Genomic DNA, 20,377 nt, shown 5'->3' on the forward strand with positions numbered 1-20,377 from the left:
GGTGGTCGAGACGCCTCAGCCGCGGGCGACGTCGGCGCCGAGCGCGACGAGCTTGTCCTGGAAGGACTCGTACCCGCGGTCGATCAGGCTGATCCCCCGCACCGTGGAGGTCCCCTTCGCCGCCAGCGCCGCGATCAGGTGCGAGAACCCGCCGCGCAGGTCCGGCACCACGATGTCCGCCGCGGACAGCGGCGTCGGGCCCGAGATCACGGCCGAGTGGTGGAAGTTGCGCTGCCCGAACCGGCAGTCACGACCGCCCAGGCACTCCTTGTACACCTGGATGGTCGCGCCCATCTTGCGCAGCGCGTCCGTGAACCCGAACCGGTTCTCGTACACCGTCTCGTGCACGATCGACAGGCCCTTGGCCTGCGTGAGCGCCACGACGAGCGGCTGCTGCCAGTCCGTCATGAACCCGGGGTGCACGTCCGTCTCGAGCACGATGGAGTCCAGGTCGCCGCCCGGGTGCCAGAACCGGATCCCGTCCTCCTGCACGTCGAACCGGCCGCCGACCTTCCGGAACGTGTTGAGGAAGGTCATCATCTCCGGCTGCGTCGCGCCCTTGATCGTCACGTCGCCGCCGGTGGCCAGGGCCGCGGACGCCCACGACGCGGTCTCGATCCGGTCGCCGAGCGCCGTGTGCGAGTAGCCCTCGAGCCGGTCGACGCCCTCGATCCGGATCACCCGGTCGGTGTCCACCGAGATGATCGCGCCCATCTTCTGCAGCACCGCGATCAGGTCCATGATCTCCGGCTCGATCGCCGCACCCGTCAGCTCCGTGATGCCCTCGGCACGCACCGCGGTCAGCAGCAGCTGCTCCGTGGCACCCACCGACGGGTACGGCAGCGAGATCTTCGTGCCCTGCAGGCGGCGCGGGGCGCGCAGCTGGATGCCGTTGGGCATCTTGTCCACGACGGCGCCGAACTGGCGCAGGATGTCCAGGTGGTAGTTGATCGGCCGGTCGCCGATCCGGCAGCCGCCCAGGTCGGGGATGAACGCCTCGCCCAACCGGTGCAGCAGCGGCCCGCAGAACAGGATCGGGATGCGGCTGGAGCCCGCGTGCGCGTCGATGTCCGCGACGTGCGCCGACTCCACGTTCGACGGGTCGAGGTCCAGGATCCCGGCGTCCGGGTCCGACTTCACCGTCACGCCGTGCAGCTCCAGCAACCCGGTGACCACGCCGACGTCACGGATCTGCGGCACGTTGCGCAGCACGCTCGCCGACTCACCCAGCAGCGACGCCACCATCGCCTTGGAGACGAAGTTCTTCGCCCCGCGCACCGTGATCGTGCCCTCGAGAGGAGTCCCGCCGTTGACGTGCAGCAGATCGTTCATGTCGTCGTGTTCGTCCCGTCGTTACGGATGCAGTGGTCCCGGGACGTCGTCGACGTGGTCGATGCCGTCGTCCGCCGTCGTCCCAGCGCGCCGTCGATCCTGCCTCGCCCGGCACGGTGGTGCCAACACGCGCCACGGCGGGCTTATTCACGTTCACCACACCTTCACGCCGCAGGCACCGGCACGCAGCGGGGAGCAATTCACATTCTGAGACATCTGTTCATGATGCGGGACGCCGGTCGTACGGTCGTCGACCATGACCTCCTCCGTCACGTCGGGCGCCCCGAGCACGCCGACGCCGGCCGTCAACTCGCGCGGCCGTGTCATCGTCGCATCGCTCGTCGGCACCTCCATCGAGTTCTACGACTTCTACGCGTACGCGACCGCGGCCTCGCTCGTGTTCCCGGCGCTGTTCTTCCCGAACCAGGACGGCACGACGGCGCTGCTCGCCTCGTTCGCCGCCTTCGGCGTCGCGTTCGTCGCCCGGCCGCTCGGCTCGGTGCTCTTCGGCCACTTCGGCGACCGGGTCGGGCGCAAGACGACGCTCGTCGCGTCCCTCCTCACGATGGGGATCGCCACCGTCGTCATCGGCCTCATCCCGGCCGCCAGCACCCCGGGCTGGGCCGTGCTCGCGCCGCTCGTGCTGGTCCTCTGCCGGTTCTGCCAGGGCCTGGGCCTCGGCGGCGAGTGGGGCGGCGCCGCCCTCCTGGCCACCGAGAACGCGCCGGCCGGCAAGCGGGCGATCTGGGGCACGTTCCCGCAGCTCGGCGCGCCGATCGGCTTCATCCTCGCCAACCTCGTGTTCATCGGGCTGTCCCAGGCCCTCACCGACGCGCAGTTCACCTCGTGGGGCTGGCGCGTGCCCTTCCTCGCCAGCTCGGTGCTCGTCATCGTCGGCCTGTGGGTGCGGCTCAAGCTGATCGAGACGCCGGCCTTCACCAAGGTCGTCGAGGCGGAGGCCGTGGCGAAGGTGCCGGTGGCCGAGGTCTTCCGCACCTCGTGGCGCAAGATCGTCTCGGGCACGTTCATCATGCTCGCCACGTACGGGCTCTTCTACCTGATGACCACGTTCACGCTGAACTACGGCGTCGCGGCCACCTCCCCCACCGACGGCTCCCCCGCCGGCCTGGGCTACGAGAAGATCGACTTCCTCTGGATGCTCATCGTGGGCTGCGTCTTCTTCGGTCTCTTCACGCTGGCGTCCGGGCCCCTGGCCGAGAAGTACGGTCGTCGCCCGATGCTGCTGGTCGTCACCGGGGGCATCGGCGTCTTCGGCCTGCTGTTCGTGCCCCTCTTCGCGGGCGGCACCGTCGGCGTGCAGTCGCTGCTCATCCTGGGCTTCACCCTCATGGGCCTGACCTTCGGCCCGATGGCGGCGCTGCTGCCCGAGCTGTTCCCCGCCAACGTGCGCTACACGGGGGCGTCCGTGTCCTACAACCTCGCGTCGATCCTCGGTGCCGCCGTCGCGCCGTTCGTCGCGGTGTGGCTGTGGGAGGCCGCCGAGTCCCCCGTGCTGGTGGGCGTCTACCTCACGGTGATGGCCGCGATCACGTTCGTCGCGCTGTGGCTGCAGAAGGAGACCAGGGACATCGACTTCAGCGGGGACATCCGCGCCTGAGCCATCGAGCGTCGTGGGCGCTCGTTTGGTGCCGTTCCGGGAAGGAATAGCGCCAGACGAGCGCCCACAACCTTTCCCGAGGGTCTCAGGCCGTCGTCGGCGCGGTCTCGTGCTCGCGGTGCTGCACGGGCGACATCGCCGCCGCGCAGAGCACCCCGACGACGAGCACGACACCCACGAGCAGCAGGGTCTGCGCCGCCGCGTCGGCGAAGCCGGCGAAGAACGCCTGCTGGGCCGCGGCGCCGACCTGCTCGGCGACCGCCGGCGGCACCGAGTCGGGCAGCTGCACCGACCCCACCGCCGTCGCGCCGAGGCTGCCGCTCGCCTGCGAGATGCCGTCGACGAAGGCCTGCCGGTACTGCTCCGGCAGCTGCGCGGCGACGTCCTGCGCGGCGGCGGGGACCGTGACACCCAGGCGCGCCGAGAGCGCCGCGACCACGACGGCCGACCCGATGACGCCGCCCACCTGACGGTTGGTGTTGAACGCGCCCGCGCCCGCACCGGCCGTGCGCGCGTCGAGCCCCGACGTGGCCAGGTTGGACAGCGGGGAGAACGTGAGCCCGGTGCCGACGCCGAACAGCGCCATCGGCCACAGCAGCGCGACCGGCGACAGGTCCGGGTCGAGCACCGCCGCGAGCCACAGCACCGCCCCGGCGATGGCCGCGAACCCGGCCGCGACCACCCACTTGGCGGGTACCCGGTCGGACAGCCGGCCCGCGAACGGTGCGACGACGCCGGACACGAGCGAGCCGGGCATCATCACGAGCGCCGCGTTGATGGGCGTGAGGCCGAGGATGGACTGCAGGAAGATCGTCAGCGGGAAGAAGATGCCGATCATCGCGAACGTCACGACCATGCCGTCGACGTTCGCGAGCGAGAAGTTCCGTGAGCGGAACAGCCGCAGCGGCAGCAGCGCCCGCGAACCCTGCTTGTGCTGCCACCACACGAAGACCGCGAGCACGAGGACGCCCAGGCCCACCATCGACCACACGGAGAACGGCCCCCAGATGTGGCCCCAGTCGAAGTTCTCGCCCTCCTGCAGGCCGAAGACGACGGCGGCGAGGCCCAGCACGGACAGCACCACGCCGAGCGGGTCCATGGTGGTGCCGTGCGAGGGCAGGTGCGGCAGCCGCGCGACCGACAGCCACAGCGCCGCCACGCCCACCGGGATGTTGACGTAGAAGATCCACTCCCAGCCGATCGTCTCCACGAAGACGCCGCCGAGCAGCGGCCCGACGAGCGTCGCGACGCCCGCCGTCGCGCCCCACAGCCCCATCGCCGCGCCACGCTGGGTGGGCGGGAAGACGCGCGTGATCATCGACATCGTCTGCGGCGTCATCATCGCCGCGCCGACGCCCTGGACCACGCGGAATGCGATGAGCCAGCCGATCTCGGGCTCCGAGCCGATGTTGCCGGAGAACCCGCACAGGAACGAGAACGTCGTGAACACGATCAGCCCGGCGACGAACACCGACTTCTGCCCATAGCGGTCGCCGAGCCGGCCGGCGAGGAGCATCAGCACCGCGTACGACAGCAGGTAGGCGCTGTTGACCCAGCCCACCTCGATGAGGGAGGCGGAGAACTGCTCGGTCAGCGTGGGGATGGCGATGTTCACGATGGTCGTGTCGACCATGATCATGAAGAAGCCGAGGATGAGCGGCGGCAGCACGCTCCACGCGGACCTGCCGTGCAGGTCGACGAGCGGGGTCACCGGGGCGCGCCCGGGCGAGGTGGACATGCGACGAGGGTGGCACGCGCCACCCACGCCCGCGCGCCGTTCCGGGCCTGCCCCTATGCTGGTCGGCAGGGCGGCGCGTCCCGCCCGACCCCCGGACCGGCGCTCGCGCCGTCGGGACCGCGCGAGCGGTGGGGGCAGAGGGGACCTCGAGTGCTCGACGCGGTCAGGACACCGTGTTCACCGGTGCCTGCCGGCGGGCGCGAGCCGCGGGTGGCGCACCGAGCGAGCACGCAGGAGTCCTCATGACCACGCAGGAGTCGTTCAAGAAGCGCGTCCGCGCGCGCATGGCCACCACCGGCGAGAAGTACGGCGCCGCGCGCCGCACCCTCCTCGCCCAGGCGGCACCCCCGGGCACCACCCCCGCCCGCGCCTGGGTCTCGGAGCCCGACCTGTCCGACGACACGATCCGCGAGAGCACCGGCCGCGGGTGGGACGAGTGGGTCGCGCTCGTCGACGCCGGGCCCGGCCGCGACGCCGGGCACACCGCCATCGCCGCCTGGCTCGTCGACGCGCACGGCGTGTCCGGCTGGTGGGCGCAGTCCGTCACGGTCGGCTACGAGCGCATCACGGGCCTGCGAGTGCCGGGCCAGAGGCCGGACGGCACGTTCTCCGTCAGCCGGTCGCGGCTGCTCGACGTCGACCGGGACGCGCTCCGGGCGCTGCTCGACGACGAGGCGGACCGCGCCGACCTCGTGCCGGGCCTCACGCTCGTGCCGCGGTCGCGACCGGGCGTGAAGAGCCCGCGGTTCGGCGTGTCCGACGGCGACGGCGAGCACGGCGTCGCGATGTTCTCGCTGGACCCGGCCGGGTCCCGGCTGCGGCTCACCGTCACCCACGAGCGGCTCGGCTCCGCGGCCGCGGCCGAGCTGTGGAAGGCGTTCTGGGCCGACTGGCTGGCGGCGCTCGACGACGCCTGACGGGCACCCCACCGGTGCCCGACCGGTGCCGGCCGGTCGCCGAGGGCGAGCTACCCGAGCCCGGGACGCACGCCCTCGGCGATCAGCCGCCGCCGCTCGACGTACTCCGGCAGGATCGTCACGTCCTCGTCGGCGAACCACTCGAACGGCGCGGTCGACGCGACGAGCGCGAAGTTGGCCCACGGCTCGAACGACCCCGAGCGCACCACGACCTTGGCCCGCGGCGCCCAGTGCTCGACGAGGTCCCCGTGGGTGGTGCCGTGGAACGTGGCGCCCGACCCGGTGAAGAGGTCCTGCACGTCGCCGTACAGCCGCGGGTGGTGCGTCTTCACCTCCGTGGCGAGGTGCACCTCCTCGACGAAGACCTCCTCCAGAAGCACCCGCAGGATCGTCCGCACGTCGAGGTGCCCGCGCGTGAGCGCGAGGTCGACCCGGTGCGCGTCCTTCGGGATGGGGAACCCCGCGTCGGTCACCAGCACGACGTCGGTGTGCCCCAGCGTCGCGAGCGCCCCGGCCAGCCCGGGGTGCAGGATCCGTCCGCTTCTCATGCCGTCTCCTTCGTGGTGGCATTCGTGGTGGCATTCGTGGTGGCGAGGAACTCCTCGACCTCGGCGCGCGTCCGGTAGGACGGCACCGTCTCCCAGTGCTCGCAGCACAGCGCCGCCACGACGCCCGCGAAGCCGGCTGCGGCCCGCAGGCCGTGCCCCTCGCCGAGCGCGACGGCGAGCGCCGCGTTGAAGCTGTCGCCCGCCCCGTTGGAGTCGACGACGTCGACCGCCGCGGTCGGCACCGCGGTCGCGCCCGCGGCGTCGACCACGAGCGCGCCGTCCTCGCCGCGGGTGACGACGACGGCGCGCGGCCCGAGGGCGAGCAGCCGCCGCGCGAGCTCCTCGACCGGCGTGGGGTCGCCGGGCGGCATGCCCAGCGCGACCCGGGCCTCGTGCTCGTTCGGCGTCAGCACGTCCACGGCCGAGAGGTCGACGCCCCGCAGGTCCACGGCGGGCGCCGGGTTCAGCACCGTCGGCACGCCCGCGTCCCGCGCGACGCCCAGCGCGTGCAGGGCGGAGCCGAGCGGGATCTCGAGCTGGGCGAGGACGACGTCCGCCCCGCGCAGCGCGTCGGCGGACGCGTCCAGCACCTCGGGCAGCAGCCCGTCGTTGGCGCCCTTGTCCACGACGATGAGGTTGCGCCCGGCCGTGTCCTTGACGATGAACCCGACCCCCGTCGGCGCGGCCGGGTCGACCGTCACCCGGGAGTCGTCGACCCCCTCGGCCGCCATCAGGGCCCGGAACTCCGCGCCGTGCGCGTCGTCGCCCACCGCCCCGACGTACACGACGTCGGCGCCGAGGCGGGCCGCCTGGACGGCCATGTCGGAGCCCTTGCCGCCGTACGTCTCGCGGTACTCGCGCCCGAGCAGCGTCTCCCCCGCCTCGGGCAGCCGGTCGACCGTCATCACCAGAGCCTTGGCATAGCTCCCCACCACCGTGAGCCTCATCGCTCCCCTTCGTGTCGCGTCGTCGTGCGGTCTTCTGCGCCGTCCGGCGTGCGGGTCAGTAGGCGTCGGCGTCGCCGACGAGCCCGTCGACGATCGCGGGCCCGGAGCTGGTGCCGACCAGCTCGGCGCCCGCCTCGAACAGGCGCTGCATCTTCTCCAGCGAGTTGACCTTGCCGGACACCTTGACCCGGCACGGCGGTTCGATGTTCGCGGCGAGCAGCCGGACGTCGTGCTCGGTCGCCTCCAGGCCGCCCTTGCCCCAGCCCGAGGACTGCTTCACCCAGTCGACGCCGGCCTCGTACGCGATCCGCGTGGCGCGGGCCTTGAGGTCGTCGGTGGGCAGGAAGCCGAACTCGAGCATCACCTTCACGGCCACGCCCTCGGCGTGCGCGAGCCGGACGACGTCCTCGACGTCGCGGGCGTACAGGTCCTCGTCGCCGCCGAGCAGCAGGCCCGGGTGCGGCGGGAAGTCGAACTCGTCCACCCCTGTCGCGACGAGCGCGCGCAGGGCCGCAAGCCGCATCTCGGGGGTGTCGTTCGCCATCGGGAAGTTGAGCGTGGAGGCGACCTTGACGCCGGTCCCCGCGAGCACGTCCTTGGCCAGCGGCACCCAGTAAGGCGCGATCATCGCGGCGTCGAAGCCGTAGGCCGCGCACGTCTCGAGGTGCTTCACCACGCCGTCGCGGGTGAGGTCGGGGTTGACGTTCGTGTACTGGATCGCCCGGGCGACCTGCGCCCGGTCGGTGAAGTCGAGGGTCATGCGGTGCTCCAAGACTGGTGGGAGACGGGTGGGGTGCGCAGGTCAGCCCTTGACCGCGCCGGCGGACAGGCCGCTCATGACGTGCCGCTGCATGAGGACGAAGATGAGCAGGATCGGGACCACCGCCAGCAGCAGGGTGGGGAAGACGATCTCGTAGTTGGTCGTGTACGAGGACACGGCCGCGTACACCCCGGTGGTGATGGTCCGGAACGACGACCCGGGACCGAGGATGAGCTGCGGGCTGACGAAGTCGTTCCACGCGCTCAGCGCGTTGAGGATGAACGCCGTCGCGACGATCGGCTTCATGAGCGGGAACACGATCCGCCACAGCACGCGCTGCTGGCTCGCGCCGTCGATGGCCGCCGCCTCGTCGAGGGACTTCGGCAGCATGCGGATGTACCCGGTGAAGATGAACAGGGTGAACGGGATCATCGTCGACGACATGAAGAGCACCAGGCCCGGCAGGGTCCCCATGAGGTGCAGCGCCTTGAGCACGAAGATCGCCGGCACCAGGATGATCTGCGCGGGGATGAACATGCCCGCCACGAAGAACATCAGCAGCACCCGGAACCAGGCCGTGGGCGTCCGGGCGATCACGTACGCGGTGGGGACCGAGACCCCGATCGCCACGACGTTGCACGCGACGACGAGGAAGAGCGTCACCGCGTAACCGGAGACGACCGGGAAGTTGGGGTTGGTCCACGCGTCCTGCAGGAACTGGGTCGTGGCCGTGGCCGGGTCGAACCCGAGCGGGGACAGCAGGATCTCCTGCTGCGGCTTGAACGCGTTGACGACGACGATGTACAGCGGCACGAGCATCGCGACCGACAGGACCGCGATCGCCACGGTGCGCACGGTCGCGCGCGACCGCGCCGTCCGGCTGCCCGACAGGCTCATGACAGCGCCTCCGCTCCCTCTTCGGCGCGCCTGCGCAGCGCGATGATCGTGAACGACAGGATCCCGGCGACGACGATCAGGAGGACCGCCTGGGCGCACGCCAGGCCTACCTTGTTGTTGGCGAAGGAGACCGCGAGGATCTCGTAGGCCCAGGTCTGCGTGGCGTCGCCGGGCCCGCCGTTGGTCAGGCCGAGGACGACCTCGTAGACCTTGAGCAGCGACAGCACCGACGTCACGATCGTCACCGTCACGGTGGGGGCGAGCGCCGGCCACGTGACGTGCTGGAACACCTGCACGCGGCCGGCGCCGTCGAGCGTCGCCGCCTCCTGGAGGTCCGCCGGCACGGCCTGCAGCCCGGCCAGGTACAGCACGAGCTGGACGCCGAGCTGGGCCCACACGATGACGGCGATCATCGTCGCGAGCGCCCAGTCCGGGTCGGACAGGAACGGCAGGGCCGACCGGCCCGACCCGGTGAGCAGGTTGTTCACCGCGCCCTGCGGGCCGAGGATCGCCTGCCACAGGAAGCCCACGATGAGGGCCGACAGCACGTGCGGGTAGAACATCACGGCCCGGGCGAACGCGGTGAACGGCGTGGTCCGGCGCAGCAGGAGCGCCAGGGCCAGCGCGATCGCGTTGACGGCGAACGCGCCGACCACCGCGATGACCCCGGTGACCCACAGCGACGAGTGCATGTCGCCCGTCGGGTCGGTGAAGATCCGCGTGTAGTTCTCCAGCCCCACCCACTCGGGCGTCTGGGTCGGGATGCCGTTGTACTCGGTGAACGAGTAGTAGACGGCGTACCCGACGGGCACCACCATGAGACCGACGTAGACCAGCGCCGCCGGGACGGTCATCAGGCCCCGGCCCAGCGCGCCCCTTCTCCCCAGCACGCGTGCCGTCCTCGCTCGAGCCATGTCAGCCCGCTGCCTCCGCGTCGTACCAGGCGGTGAGCTGGGCGGCGGCGTCCGCGGCCGACGTGCCCTGCCACAGCCCCTGCGCGACCTCGGTGAACTTCTCGTTGAACCCCGCGACCGGCAGGGCGAAGTCGCCCACCGTCTGGTTGCCGGGCACGACGAACGACGGCGCGGCGTCGAGCAGCTCCTGGACCTGGCCCGCGTAGGGGTTGGCGCTGGTGTCGAGGCCCTCGCGGTTGAAGTTGTCCATCTCCGCCTGGGCGGCGATGGCGGCCTCGTCCGTCACGAGGTACTCCACGAGCTGCGTGGCGGCGTCCTTGGCCTGCGTCCCGTTCCAGACCATGTACGGGAACGCCATCGTGGCGCCCATCGGCGCCGGCTGGTCGCCGGCGTCGTCCACGGGCGGCGCGAAGATCCCGACCTCGAACTCGGGTGGCGACCCCGCGAGCGTCGTGGTGAACCAGGAGCCCATCGGGTAGATCCCGACGTCGCCGGCGATGAAGTTCGCCTCCTGCGTGCCGCTGTCCGTGGCCACGTCGTCGGCCGTCGTGTAGCCGGCGTCGATCCAGTCGGCCACGTGCTCGAACATCGGCTGGAACTGGTCACCGAGGGTCGAGGAGCCGCCGGCCACGGCCTGCTGCCACCCGGGGGTGGTGAGGTTCTGCTGCGGGTGCCAGACCTGCTGCACCTGGACGCCCGTGGCCCATTCGGAGGCGAAGCCGATCGGCTTCTTCACGCCCTCGTCCTGCAGGGCCTTCAGCGCGGCGTCCATCTCCTCCCAGGTGGCGGGGGGCTCGGTGATGCCGGCCTTCTCGAAGAGGTCCTTGTTGTAGTAGAGGAGCGACTGGGCCTGCATGCCCACGCCGACCACGTTGATCGCGCCGTCCGTGGAGTACAGGTCGGCCATCGGGGTGCCCTGGGCCCAGTCCTGGTCCGACAGGTCGAGGATCTCGGGCGCCGTGTCCTCGGTGGGGAAGATCGACTGGATGACGTCGGGCGCCGTGCCGGCCGCGAGCTGCGTGGGGAACGTCTCGGCGACCGACTGGCCGCTCGGCCCCTCGATCTTGACGTCGATCCCCGTCTCCTCCTCGAAGGGGGCGACGAGCTCGTCCCACTTCGCCTGCGTGAGGTTGTCGGTGATGTTCACGAGCATCCGCACCTGGTCGCCGCCGCCCGAGCTGCCGCCGCCATCGTCGGAGCTGCAGGCCGTGAGGGCGAGGACGGGTACGAGCCCGAGCGCGGAGGCGCCGATCGCCCCGCGCCGAAACCTTGCTGACATCGTTGTCTCCCTGGGTGGGTGCGTCGTCCTCGAGGACGAGGACCACTTGTCATACATGCTACATGTGAGAGGTGGCGCGCCACCAGCCCCTAGTCGAGCCGACCTCGGTACGGGACGGGGCCGACCACGGTCACGTCCGTCGGCCGGTCCGAGTCGTCGATCCGGAAGATCCCCTCGTCCGCGACGAAGAACGCGGGCGCCCCGGGGTACTCCAGCTCCGCCGGCAGCGGCTCCTTGTCCGTCCAGGCGAAGAACGACCGCGCGAACGTGTCGCGGTCCTTGCGGCCGAAGATGCTGAGGTCCCCCGCCGTGTACGGGCTGAGGATGCACCAGTGCACGCCGTCCTCGGCCCAGAACGCTCGGTCCGACAGGATCACTGCCTGCCGGTCGGGGTCCGCGAACACGTCGTCCCAGAACGACGCGCCCACGCCGCCCCGGGCCAGCGCGTGGCGGGCGAGGAAGAGCAGGTCGTGCGCGTGCCAGGCCGTGCTGGGCGCGACGTCGGCCTCGTGGTGCCAGCCCGTCGCCGACACGAACGGGCCGGCGGGCGACTGGTAGTGCGCGTACGTGCGCAGGCACGCGTCGCGGAACGCGCCCAGCTCGGGCACGTCCGCCTCGGCGAGCACCTCCTCGATGCCGTACAGGCTCAGCCCCATCCCGGCGACGAGCATCGGCGTGGTCGAGAGCAGGTGCCGGTCGCCCCGCACGTACCAGTAGCGGTGGAACCGCGTGCACCCCGCGTCGTCGGTCCACGCGGAGCGCGCGACGTGCCGGCAGATCGCGACGGCCTCTGCCAGGAGGTCCGGCCGGCCGAACCGGCGAGCGCCCAGCACCAGCGGCACCACCATGAGGCCGTAGTACTCGGCGGGCTCGAGGATGCCGCCGCCTTCCCGGTCGGTCGGCTGGCGGAGCACGCCCACGGACTCCTCGTCAGGCACGCCCCGCAGGTGGCTGAGGCGCACCAGCGCGTCGAGGTCGTCCTCGAGCTCGCCGGCATAGACGCCGTCGCCGCTCAGCTCCTCGTACCGCAGCTTCGCCCAGACGCGGGCGTACTCCTGGTTCACCGTGCCGTCGGGGGTGGGCCGGCCGCCGCCGTAGACGCGGCACGCGTCCAGGTCGCGCCGCACGGCCGCCAGCACCTCGGCGCGCTCGTCGTCGGCCAGCAGGTGCCCGGCGTGCCGCAGGCCCTCCAGCAGGCCGAGGCAGCCCACCATGTTGTGGATGAGGCCCGCGGTGGCCGACTCCCCCACCTGGAACCCGATGTGGCGGAACTGCCCGTCGTCCTGCACGGTCCGCGCCTGGAAGAGCATCATCCGGCGCCACAGGTCGAGCCCGCGGTCGTCCGGGAACCGTCCCAGCACCTCGCCGAACGCCGCGGTCGCCGGGGCGGAGAACGCCTGGTGGCCGCTGGTGAAGTCGACGAACGTCGCCGGGTTGGTGCCCCACACGCTGTGGTTGTGGAACCCGCGGATCTGCCCCTCGTCGCCCACCCACGTGCGCATCCAGCGCGCGAGCGCCGCGACGTCGGGGCCCGCCTGTCCTGCGGCCATGCGTCCTCCTGCCTCGTTGCTGCGGGTGGCATCCTCGCGCACGTCTGTCGTCACGACGCCACCAGCTCCTCCGGGTGCGCGAACGGCAGCCCGCGGGCGAACCGCTCGACCTCTGCCACGACGGAGTCGCCGATCCGGCGCAGCTCCGTGCCCGTCGAGCCCGCCAGGTGCGGCGTGAGCACCACGTTCGGCAGGCTCCACAGCGCGCTGTCCGGCGGGAGCGGTTCGGGGTCGGTGACGTCGAGCACCGCGTCGATCCGGCCGGTGCACAGCTCGGCGAGCAGCGCCTCGCCGTCGACGACGCCGCCGCGGGCGGTGTTGATCAGCGTGGCGCCGTCGGGCATCAGGCCGAGGACCCGGGCGTCGATCTGCCCCGCGGTCGCGGGGGTGAGCGGCTGGTGCAGGGACAGCACGTCGCTGCGCGCCGCGACCTCGTCGAGATCCGCCGCCCGGGCCCCGGGCAGGCCCGGCACGGGCCCGGGCGCCAGCTCCGGGGAGTACAGCAGCACCTCGAGGTCGAACGGCCGCAGCAGCTCGACGACGCGGCGGCCGACCAGCGACGCACCGACGATCCCGACGGTGCGGCGGAAGTTCCCCGCGCCAGTGAGCAACCGCTCGACGTCCGGGGCGACCCGCCGGTCGCGGTAGGCCCGCTCGGCCGCGTGCGCCTTCTTGTTCGCGAGCAGGATCATGGCCAGCGCGTACTCGGCGACCGGCACCGCGTTGGCGGCGCGGGCGTTCGACGCCGTCACGCCGCGCGCCGCGAGCGCCGCCGGGTCGGCGACGCAGGTGCGCGCGACGCCGCCCGCGTAGGCGACCGCCCGCAGCCGCGGCACGAGGCCCGCCGGCACCGGCGGGGCGCCCCAGCCCGCGACCAGCAGCTCGGCCTCGGCGAGCCTGCCGCGCGCGGCCGCCGACGCGACCTCGACGACGACGTCCGGGTCGAGGTCGACGACCGCGCGCAGCCGCTCGAGGCCGTCGGGCCCGAAGATCCGCTCGACGAGCGCGGGCGGATCGAAGGCCAGGACGGCGCGGGGCCGGACGTCGAGCGCCCGAGGGTCCGGGCTCATCGGTGCTCGCCCGCGCGGCGGCGCGCCAGCCGCAGGCCGGCGTCGACGGGCCGCACGTGCGGGCCGGACGGCACGGCCCAGGTGCCCGACTCGCGGTTGGTGGCGATGAGCTCCTCGTCCACCTCGATGCCCAGCCCCGGCCGGTCGCCGAGGACGATGCCGCCGTCCTGGATCTCCTGGTCCACGTGCAGGCCCACCGGCCACGTGAGGTCCTGCACCTCGGTGACGAGGTGGTTGGGCACCGCGGCGGACGCGTGCGCGACGGGGTTGGCGTTGTAGCCGACGGGGCTCACGGGCAGGTCCCGGCCGAGCGCCAGCACGGAGACCCGCAGGAAGTGGGTGATGCCCCAGACGCTGCCGGCCTGCACGACGCCCACGGCGTCGCGGTCGAGCAGCGGCCCGTACTGCTCGAGGCCGGTGAGGTTCTCGCCGGTGGCGACCGCGGCGCGCAGCTCGGAGGCGACAGCCCGGTGCCCGGCGACGTCCCACCGCCGCACGGGCTCCTCGATCCACATGATGTCGACCTGGTCCTCGACGCGGCGGGCGAACCGGACGGCCTGGTGGCGCCCCCAGGCCTCGTTGACGTCGTACATGAGGTCGGGGTGGTCGGTGTTCTCGCGCAGGACGTCGCGGACGATGGCGAGCCGCTTGACGTCGCGGTCGACGTCGAGGCCGCCCTTGACCTTGGCGCCGGTGAAGCCGCGCTCGGCCCAGGGCTCGTAGAGCTCGACGAGCGCGTCGTCGGGCAGCGCGTACTCGAGCCCGGACGCGTACGCGGGCACGAAGCGGTCCGACGCGCCGAGGGTGCGCCACAGGGGCTCGTCGGCGAGCTTGGCCTTGAGGTCCCACAGCGCCATGTCGAAGGCGCCGATCGTGCCGAACGTGCTGCCCGCGTGCCCGGACTTGAAGACGAACGCGAGCATGCGGTCGTACAGCGCGGTCACCGCGCGCGGGTCCTGGCCCTCGAGGGCGCCGAAGACCAGGTCGAGGTCGCCGCTCGCGCCGAGGCCGACGCCGGTGACCCCGGCGTCCGTCTCGAGGAGCACGACCGGCACCTCGGTCACCCCGTCCGCGACGACGCCGTTGACGTCGCCCACCGGGCGCCCCCATCGGTGGACGGTGGTGAGGGTCCGGTATCCCGTGATGCGCATCCGCTGCTCCTACTCCGCGCGCGCCGCCGTCGGCGCGCGTCTCGAGGCCGGGGTCGTGGGAGGTGCCGCGGCGGGGTGCCCGCGCCTCGTCGAGCCGGTCGGCTGAGTCATAACTTATGATACGAGTGATGAGTACGCAAGCCTCCGCTACGCTCGGGGTGGCCGTCAGCGCAGGCCGCGACGCAGAACGGAGCCCGGACGACATGACAACGACGCCCTCGACCGCCGGAGCGGTGCCCCGCCCCCAGCGACACCGCCCGCCGCTCGCCGCCGCGGTGGTGAAGAGCCTCGTCACGGCGATCGTCGTCGGCGAGTACCCCCCGGGCAGCGCGCTCCCCCCGGCCGGCGCACTCTGCGAGCAGTACGAGGTCAGCCGCACGGTGATCCGCGAGGCCACCACCGCCCTGGTGGAGAAGGGGCTCGTCGCGTCCCGCCAGGGCTGGGGCACCATCGTGCTCGACCAGGACCAGTGGAGCCTGCTGGACCCGCTCGTCCTCGACGCCCTCTTCCAGCGCGAGGACCGGCTCGTCTACCTCGACAACCTCATCGAGATCCGCACCACCCTGGAGTGCGCGATGGCGCGGCGCGCGGCGGGCAGGCTCGACGCCGAGCAGCGCGCCGCCCTCGCGGCGAAGCTCGACGAGCTCGCGGGCCTGATCGACGCCCCCACCGCGTACGCGCGGGTCGACCTCGAGTTCCACGAGCTGATCCACCGCGCCTCCCGCGACGCCTTCGGCCGCGCGATCGTCTCCAGCGTGCAGGGCAAGGCATTGCACTCCCCGCAGTACAGCGGCACCCCGAGCGTCGACGACATCCGCTCGACGCACGAGGGCCACACGCGCATCCTCGAGGCGCTCGTCGCCGGCGACGCCGACGGCGCGGAGGCCGCGATGCGCGACCACATCACGTCGTCCTGGGCGCGCCGCCGCCCCCAGGAGTAGCCCCGCACGCCGCGCTCTCGTCCCACCCGGAGGCCCGGCCCTCCCGCGACGGCCGCGCCGCCGCCCGGAGGCCCGGGCCTCTTCTCGACCTGTTGACTTGTACTACATGTGATGTACTACATTCGATCCATCGCGGCACCGCGTCCCTGACCACTCGGGCGCGAGGACGGCGGGGCAGGGCTGCCCCACCTCCACCGGCCGCGCAGCACTCCAGCAACACCCTGCAGTTCCGGTACCGAAGGCGACGACGCCCGACCGCACGGGCAGCCGTTCGACCTTTCGTGGCCTCGACGACGAGACGGACGACGAGAGGGATGTGGATGCGATGACCTCGTTCACCCGACGCGACCTGCTGAGATCGACCGGAGCCGCCGCAGCCGGCGCGGTCGTGCTGGCCGGCGGAGCCCGCCCCGGCGAGGCCCGGGCGGAGACCCCCGGCCCCGGCGACGACCCCGACGACCACCCGCTGCGGCTCTGGTACCCGCGGCCCGCGGCCGCGTGGCTGGAGGCGCTCGCGGTCGGCAACGGCCGGCTCGGCGCCATGGTCTTCGGCGGCGTCGCCGCCGAGACGCTCATGCTCAACGAGGACACCGTCTGGGCGGGCGGCCCGCACGACTACGCCGACCCCGCCGGCGCCGAGGCCCTGCCGGAGATCCGGCGCCTCCTCGTCGAGGAGCGCTGGGCGGAGGCCCAGCGGCTCGCCGACGCGCGCTTCATGGGCCGCCCCACGGAGCAGATGCAGTACCAGCCCGTCGGCGACCTGCGCCTCGCCTTCCCTGGCCTGACCGACGACGTCGCGGAGTACCGCCGCACGCTCGACCTCACCACCGCGGTGACCACCACGACGTTCGTCGCGGACGGCGTGCGCCACACCCGGGAGGTGTTCGCCAGCCACGCCGACCAGGCGATCGTCGTGCGGCTGCGCGCGGACGCGCCGGGCGCCGTCTCGGTCGACGCGACGTTCGCCTCGCTCCAGGAGACGACCACCCTGGCGCACGACGGCCGGACGCTCGCCCTCGAGGGCCGCTCCGGCGACGCCGAGGGCCTCGAGGGCGAGGTGCGGTTCGTCGCCCTCGCGCGGGCCGTCGCCGAGGGCGGGTCGGTGGTCTGCGACGAGGCGGGCCTGCGGGTCCGGGGCGCGGACGCCGTCACGCTGCTCGTCACCATCGGCACCAGCCACCGCAGCTACCTCGACGTGGGCGGCGACCCCCTCGCGCAGGCCGAGCCGCCGCTGGACCGCGCGAGCGTGAAGGGCTTCGGCGTCCTGCGCCGCGCGCACGTGCGCGACCACCAGGAGCTCTTCGGGCGCGTCGACCTGGACCTCGGCACCTCGCCGTCGGCGGACCTGCCGACCGACGAGCGGGTGGCGGTGTTCCGCGCCGGCGGCGACCCCCAGCTCGCCGCGCTGTACTACCAGTTCGGCCGGTACCTGCTGATCTCGAGCTCGCGTACCCCGGGCCAGCCCGCCAACCTGCAGGGGCTCTGGAACGCGGAGATGCTGCCCGCCTGGCAGTCGAAGTACACGCTCAACATCAACTGCGAGATGAACTACTGGCCCGCCGGCCCGGCGAACCTCGCCGAGTGCTGGCGCCCCCTGTTCGCGATGATCGAGGAGCTCGCGGAGTCGGGGGCGCGGACGGCGCAGAAGATGTGGGGCGCCCGCGGGTGGGTGGCGCACCACAACACCGACCTGTGGCGCGGGACCGCGCCCGTCGACCACGCCTTCTACGGGGTGTGGCCCACCGGCGGCGCGTGGCTGTCGCTGCTCTTCTGGGAGCACTACGAGTACACCGGCGACCTCGACACGCTGCGCGAGTACTTCCCGGTGCTGCGCGGCGCCGTCGAGTTCTTCCTCGACACGCTCGTCGTCGACGACGCGACCGGCTACCTGGTCACGAGCCCCTCGCACTCCCCCGAGCTCAAGCACCACGAGGACGACGGCGAGGGCGTGAGCCTCTGCGCCGGCCCGACGATGGACATGCAGATCCTGCGCGACCTCTTCACCACGTTCGACAAGGCGTCGCGAGAGCTCGGCCTCGACCGCGGGACCGCCGCGGCGGCCCTCGCCGCGCGCGACAGGCTGCCGCCGAACCAGATCGGCTACCTCGGCCAGCTCCAGGAGTGGCTGATCGACTGGGAGGACGCGGCCACCGAGACCAGCCGCCACGTCTCGCACCTGTGGGGCGTGTTCCCCAGCGACCAGATCACGCCGCGCCGCACACCCGAGCTCGCCGCAGCGGCCGACCGCTCCCTCGAGCTGCGGGGCCCCGCCGTGACGGCCGGCTGGTCGCTGGCCTGGAAGATGAACATCCGCGCCCGCCTCCTGCAGCGCGACGCCGCCTACACGCACCTCACGCAGCTGCTCTCCCCCGGCCGCACGGCGCCCAACCTGTTCGACCTGCACCCGCCGTTCCAGATCGACGGGAACTTCGGCGGCACGTCGGCGATCAACGAGATGCTCCTGCAGTCGCACTCCGGCGAGGTCTGGCTGCTGCCGTGCCTCCCCGAGGCGTGGCCCGAGGGCCGCGTGCGCGGCCTGCGCACCCGCGGGGGCTTCGAGATCACGATGACGTGGTCCTCCGGCCGGCTGGAGCACGCGCGCGTGCGGTCGCTGCTCGGCCGCACCGTCCGCCTGCGTACCGACGGGCCCGTGCGCGTCGTGGGACCGCGCGGCCCGGTCTCCGTCGAGCGCCCCGAGGACGGCCTGGCCGTGTTCGAGACGCGGCGCGGCGCCACCTACGTCGTCCAGCCGACCTCCTGAACCCACCCACCAGCCACACCCGCACCACTCACGAGAAGGGGACAGCGATGTCCAGACGATGGATCAGGACGGGCACCGCGGCGGTCGTCGCGATCAGTGCGGTCGCCGCGGTCGGGGTCGGGGCCACGGCCTTCGACCCGTACGCCGCCAGCACCGCGAAGTCCGCGAGGTGCCCGCAGCTCTACGTCTCGCCCGACGGCGACGACGAGCGCGGCAAGGGGACCGAGAGGAGGCCCTGGGCCAGCCTCGACAAGGCCCGCGACCACATCCAGGACCTCGGCCTCAACCACGAGCGCAAGATGCGATGCGACATCGTGGTCAACCTCGCCGAGGGCGACTACCCCGTCACCGAGACCACCGAGTTCACCGAGAAGGACTCCGGCACCAACGGCCACCAGGTGATCTACCGGTCCGCCGACGGCCCCGGCAAGGCCAACCTCGTCGGCGCCGAACCCGTCACCGGCTGGGAGCCCTACAAGGACGGCATCTACAGGACGACGTTCGACCCGGACCAGCAGTTCTACACGCTGTTCGAGGACGGCGAGCGCACGGAGCTGGCCCGCCACCCCAACCGGACGTCCGAGGACACGCAGGCCCCCTACCTGTTCTCCACCATCACCGAGCCGGAGAAGGAGGCCGTCCGCAGCTGGCTGTACTGGGAGGAGGGCGACTGGGACCCCGCCTGGGACGACACCGCCGACAGCAACCCGCTCAAGGACGCCCAGATCACGGTGTGGTCGGGCGGGTCCTGGAGCTGGTTCACGGACACCATCCCGATCGGCGGCGCGGACTACCGCAAGGGCTTCGCGACGTTCGACTACTGGTCGCGGTACGCCCTGGTCAACAGCCGCAGCGGGTCGCGCTACTACATCCAGAACGCCATGCCGTTCCTGGACAAGCCGGGCGAGTACTACGTGGACCGGGAGGCCGGCGAGCTGTACTACATGCCCCGCGGCGACATCGACGACGTCACCATCATGAAGCCGACCGTCTCGAAGGTGATCGACGTCAAGGGGGCGTCCGCCGAGGACAGGGTCCACGACATCACGTTCGACGGCATCGGCGTCCAGTACTCCGACTTCGTCGACTGGTACCGCGCCGGGTGGATCAGCGCGGGCGACTCGGGCGAGCCGCACAAGTACCCCGAGTACGACCGCCAGATCGAGATGCCCCGCAACCGGTTCGGCGCCATCACCCTCGAGAACACCAGCAACATCACCCTGACCGGCATGCACATCCAGGACACCGGCTTCATGGGCGTGTACGCCCTGTTCGCCAACGACCACCTCACGGTGGAGGACTCCCTGCTGGAGAACATCGGCGCGGACGGCATCAAGGTCGAGGGCGGCTGGCCCGGCGAGGGCGACCTCACCCACGCCCACACGTTCCGCAACCTGTACATCGACCACGTCGGCGAGCTGGTGCCCGGCGACGCTGCCGGCATCGAGCTCATGTCGACCGGGGACAACACCGTCGAGCACGTCCACGTCAAGCACTCCGCCCGGTACGGGATCAGCCTCGAGTCGCGGCCCGAGGTGGTCGACGGCGACCAGTACACCGACAACAACACGTTCCGGTACATCCGGATCGACGAGGCCGGTCTCGACTCCGGCGACATGGGCGCGTTCTACACCTACGGGGTGGACAACCAGGAGCCGCACCCCGTGCAGAACACCGTCGACCAGATGGTCATCGGCGACGTCGTCCCCGACCCGGCCGGGGCCATGCCCGACAGCGGCACCCGAGGGGTGCACATGGACGCCGGTGGCTGCGGCTTCGCGTTCAGCAACGTCGAGGTCGGCGAGACCACCGACCAGTCCTACCAGTCGTACGACTGCAACGAGGTCACCAACGGCAGCTGGGAGGAGGGGTTCGACGCCGCGCGGATGCAGTACGACCAGATCGGCGTCACCGACGAGTTCCCCTACCCCGTCGACTGACCTCCCCGCGGCCG

General features: G+C 72.2%; 16 protein-coding genes. 5 read left to right on the forward strand and 11 right to left on the reverse strand.

Annotation, left to right across the window (positions count from 1 at the left end; translation table 11 throughout):
• Positions 1 to 15 precede the first annotated feature (15 nt).
• Positions 16 to 1,332 carry a UDP-N-acetylglucosamine 1-carboxyvinyltransferase gene (murA, locus tag ACFUVW_RS00630; RefSeq protein WP_430569408.1) on the reverse strand — a complete coding sequence of 439 codons (1,317 nt, stop codon included), beginning with the start codon at positions 1,330 to 1,332 and terminating at the stop codon, positions 16 to 18.
• A gap of 256 nt (positions 1,333 to 1,588) precedes the next feature.
• Here murA and ACFUVW_RS00635 point away from each other — a divergent pair, with 256 nt between their 5' ends.
• Positions 1,589 to 2,950: an MFS transporter gene (locus ACFUVW_RS00635; RefSeq protein WP_430569409.1), complete on the forward strand. Its 1,362-nt coding sequence runs from the start codon at positions 1,589 to 1,591 to the stop codon at positions 2,948 to 2,950.
• An 85-nt stretch (positions 2,951 to 3,035) separates the two neighbouring features.
• Here ACFUVW_RS00635 and ACFUVW_RS00640 read toward each other — a convergent pair whose 3' ends face one another.
• On the reverse strand, positions 3,036 to 4,688 hold the full coding sequence (locus tag ACFUVW_RS00640) for a DHA2 family efflux MFS transporter permease subunit (RefSeq protein WP_430569410.1): 1,653 nt from the start codon (positions 4,686 to 4,688) through the stop codon (positions 3,036 to 3,038).
• Between the two features lie 242 nt (positions 4,689 to 4,930).
• Between ACFUVW_RS00640 and ACFUVW_RS00645 the strand changes: the two genes are divergently transcribed.
• Positions 4,931 to 5,605 carry a DUF4287 domain-containing protein gene (locus tag ACFUVW_RS00645; RefSeq protein WP_430569411.1) on the forward strand — a complete coding sequence of 225 codons (675 nt, stop codon included), beginning with the start codon at positions 4,931 to 4,933 and terminating at the stop codon, positions 5,603 to 5,605.
• A 50-nt stretch (positions 5,606 to 5,655) separates the two neighbouring features.
• Here the strand turns inward: ACFUVW_RS00645 and rbsD are convergent, their stop codons facing one another.
• From rbsD to ACFUVW_RS00690, 9 genes are all read right to left on the reverse strand, one after another.
• Positions 5,656 to 6,153: a D-ribose pyranase gene (rbsD, locus tag ACFUVW_RS00650; RefSeq protein ID WP_430569412.1), complete on the reverse strand. Its 498-nt coding sequence runs from the start codon at positions 6,151 to 6,153 to the stop codon at positions 5,656 to 5,658.
• Positions 6,150 to 7,100 carry a ribokinase gene (locus tag ACFUVW_RS00655; protein ID WP_430569413.1) on the reverse strand — a complete coding sequence of 317 codons (951 nt, stop codon included), beginning with the start codon at positions 7,098 to 7,100 and terminating at the stop codon, positions 6,150 to 6,152. Before ACFUVW_RS00655 ends, rbsD begins: the two co-directional genes overlap by 4 nt.
• Positions 7,101 to 7,155: 55 nt before the next feature.
• Positions 7,156 to 7,860 (reverse strand): deoxyribose-phosphate aldolase, encoded by a 705-nt coding sequence (gene deoC / locus ACFUVW_RS00660; protein WP_430569414.1) that lies wholly within the window; start codon positions 7,858 to 7,860, stop codon positions 7,156 to 7,158.
• Positions 7,861 to 7,902: 42 nt separating this feature from the next.
• Complete coding sequence (locus ACFUVW_RS00665) at positions 7,903 to 8,757, reverse strand: carbohydrate ABC transporter permease (protein ID WP_430569415.1); 855 nt, start codon at positions 8,755 to 8,757, stop codon at positions 7,903 to 7,905.
• Positions 8,754 to 9,647, reverse strand: a complete 894-nt coding sequence (locus tag ACFUVW_RS00670) for a carbohydrate ABC transporter permease (protein WP_430569416.1) — start codon at positions 9,645 to 9,647, stop codon at positions 8,754 to 8,756. The genes ACFUVW_RS00665 and ACFUVW_RS00670 overlap by 4 nt, the downstream gene beginning before the upstream one ends.
• A 25-nt stretch (positions 9,648 to 9,672) precedes the next feature.
• Positions 9,673 to 10,950: an ABC transporter substrate-binding protein gene (locus ACFUVW_RS00675; RefSeq protein ID WP_430569417.1), complete on the reverse strand. Its 1,278-nt coding sequence runs from the start codon at positions 10,948 to 10,950 to the stop codon at positions 9,673 to 9,675.
• Positions 10,951 to 11,039: 89 nt separating this feature from the next.
• The gene (locus tag ACFUVW_RS00680; RefSeq protein WP_430569418.1) at positions 11,040 to 12,500 is read right to left on the reverse strand and encodes a hypothetical protein; all 1,461 of its coding nucleotides are present in this window, start codon (positions 12,498 to 12,500) and stop codon (positions 11,040 to 11,042) included.
• A 50-nt stretch (positions 12,501 to 12,550) separates the two neighbouring features.
• Positions 12,551 to 13,570, reverse strand: a complete 1,020-nt coding sequence (locus tag ACFUVW_RS00685) for a hydroxyacid dehydrogenase (protein ID WP_430569419.1) — start codon at positions 13,568 to 13,570, stop codon at positions 12,551 to 12,553.
• Complete coding sequence (locus tag ACFUVW_RS00690; RefSeq protein WP_430569420.1) at positions 13,567 to 14,721, reverse strand: mandelate racemase/muconate lactonizing enzyme family protein; 1,155 nt, start codon at positions 14,719 to 14,721, stop codon at positions 13,567 to 13,569. Before ACFUVW_RS00690 ends, ACFUVW_RS00685 begins: the two co-directional genes overlap by 4 nt.
• 203 nt (positions 14,722 to 14,924) lie before the next feature.
• Between ACFUVW_RS00690 and ACFUVW_RS00695 the strand changes: the two genes are divergently transcribed.
• The 3 genes from ACFUVW_RS00695 (at position 14,925) to ACFUVW_RS00705 (ending at position 20,363) form a co-directional block, all read left to right on the forward strand.
• A complete protein-coding gene (locus ACFUVW_RS00695) occupies positions 14,925 to 15,662 on the forward strand; it encodes a FadR/GntR family transcriptional regulator (RefSeq protein WP_430569421.1) in 738 nt (245 codons plus the stop codon).
• A gap of 325 nt (positions 15,663 to 15,987) precedes the next feature.
• On the forward strand, positions 15,988 to 18,423 hold the full coding sequence (locus ACFUVW_RS00700; RefSeq protein WP_430569422.1) for a glycoside hydrolase N-terminal domain-containing protein: 2,436 nt from the start codon (positions 15,988 to 15,990) through the stop codon (positions 18,421 to 18,423).
• Positions 18,424 to 18,470: 47 nt separating this feature from the next.
• A complete protein-coding gene (locus ACFUVW_RS00705) occupies positions 18,471 to 20,363 on the forward strand; it encodes a right-handed parallel beta-helix repeat-containing protein (RefSeq protein WP_430569423.1) in 1,893 nt (630 codons plus the stop codon).
• The last annotated feature ends 14 nt before the right edge of the window (positions 20,364 to 20,377 follow it).

Origin of the sequence: Isoptericola sp. NPDC057391 (assembly GCF_042668085.1) — a bacterium.
Classification (GTDB): Bacteria; Actinomycetota; Actinomycetes; order Actinomycetales; family Cellulomonadaceae; genus Isoptericola.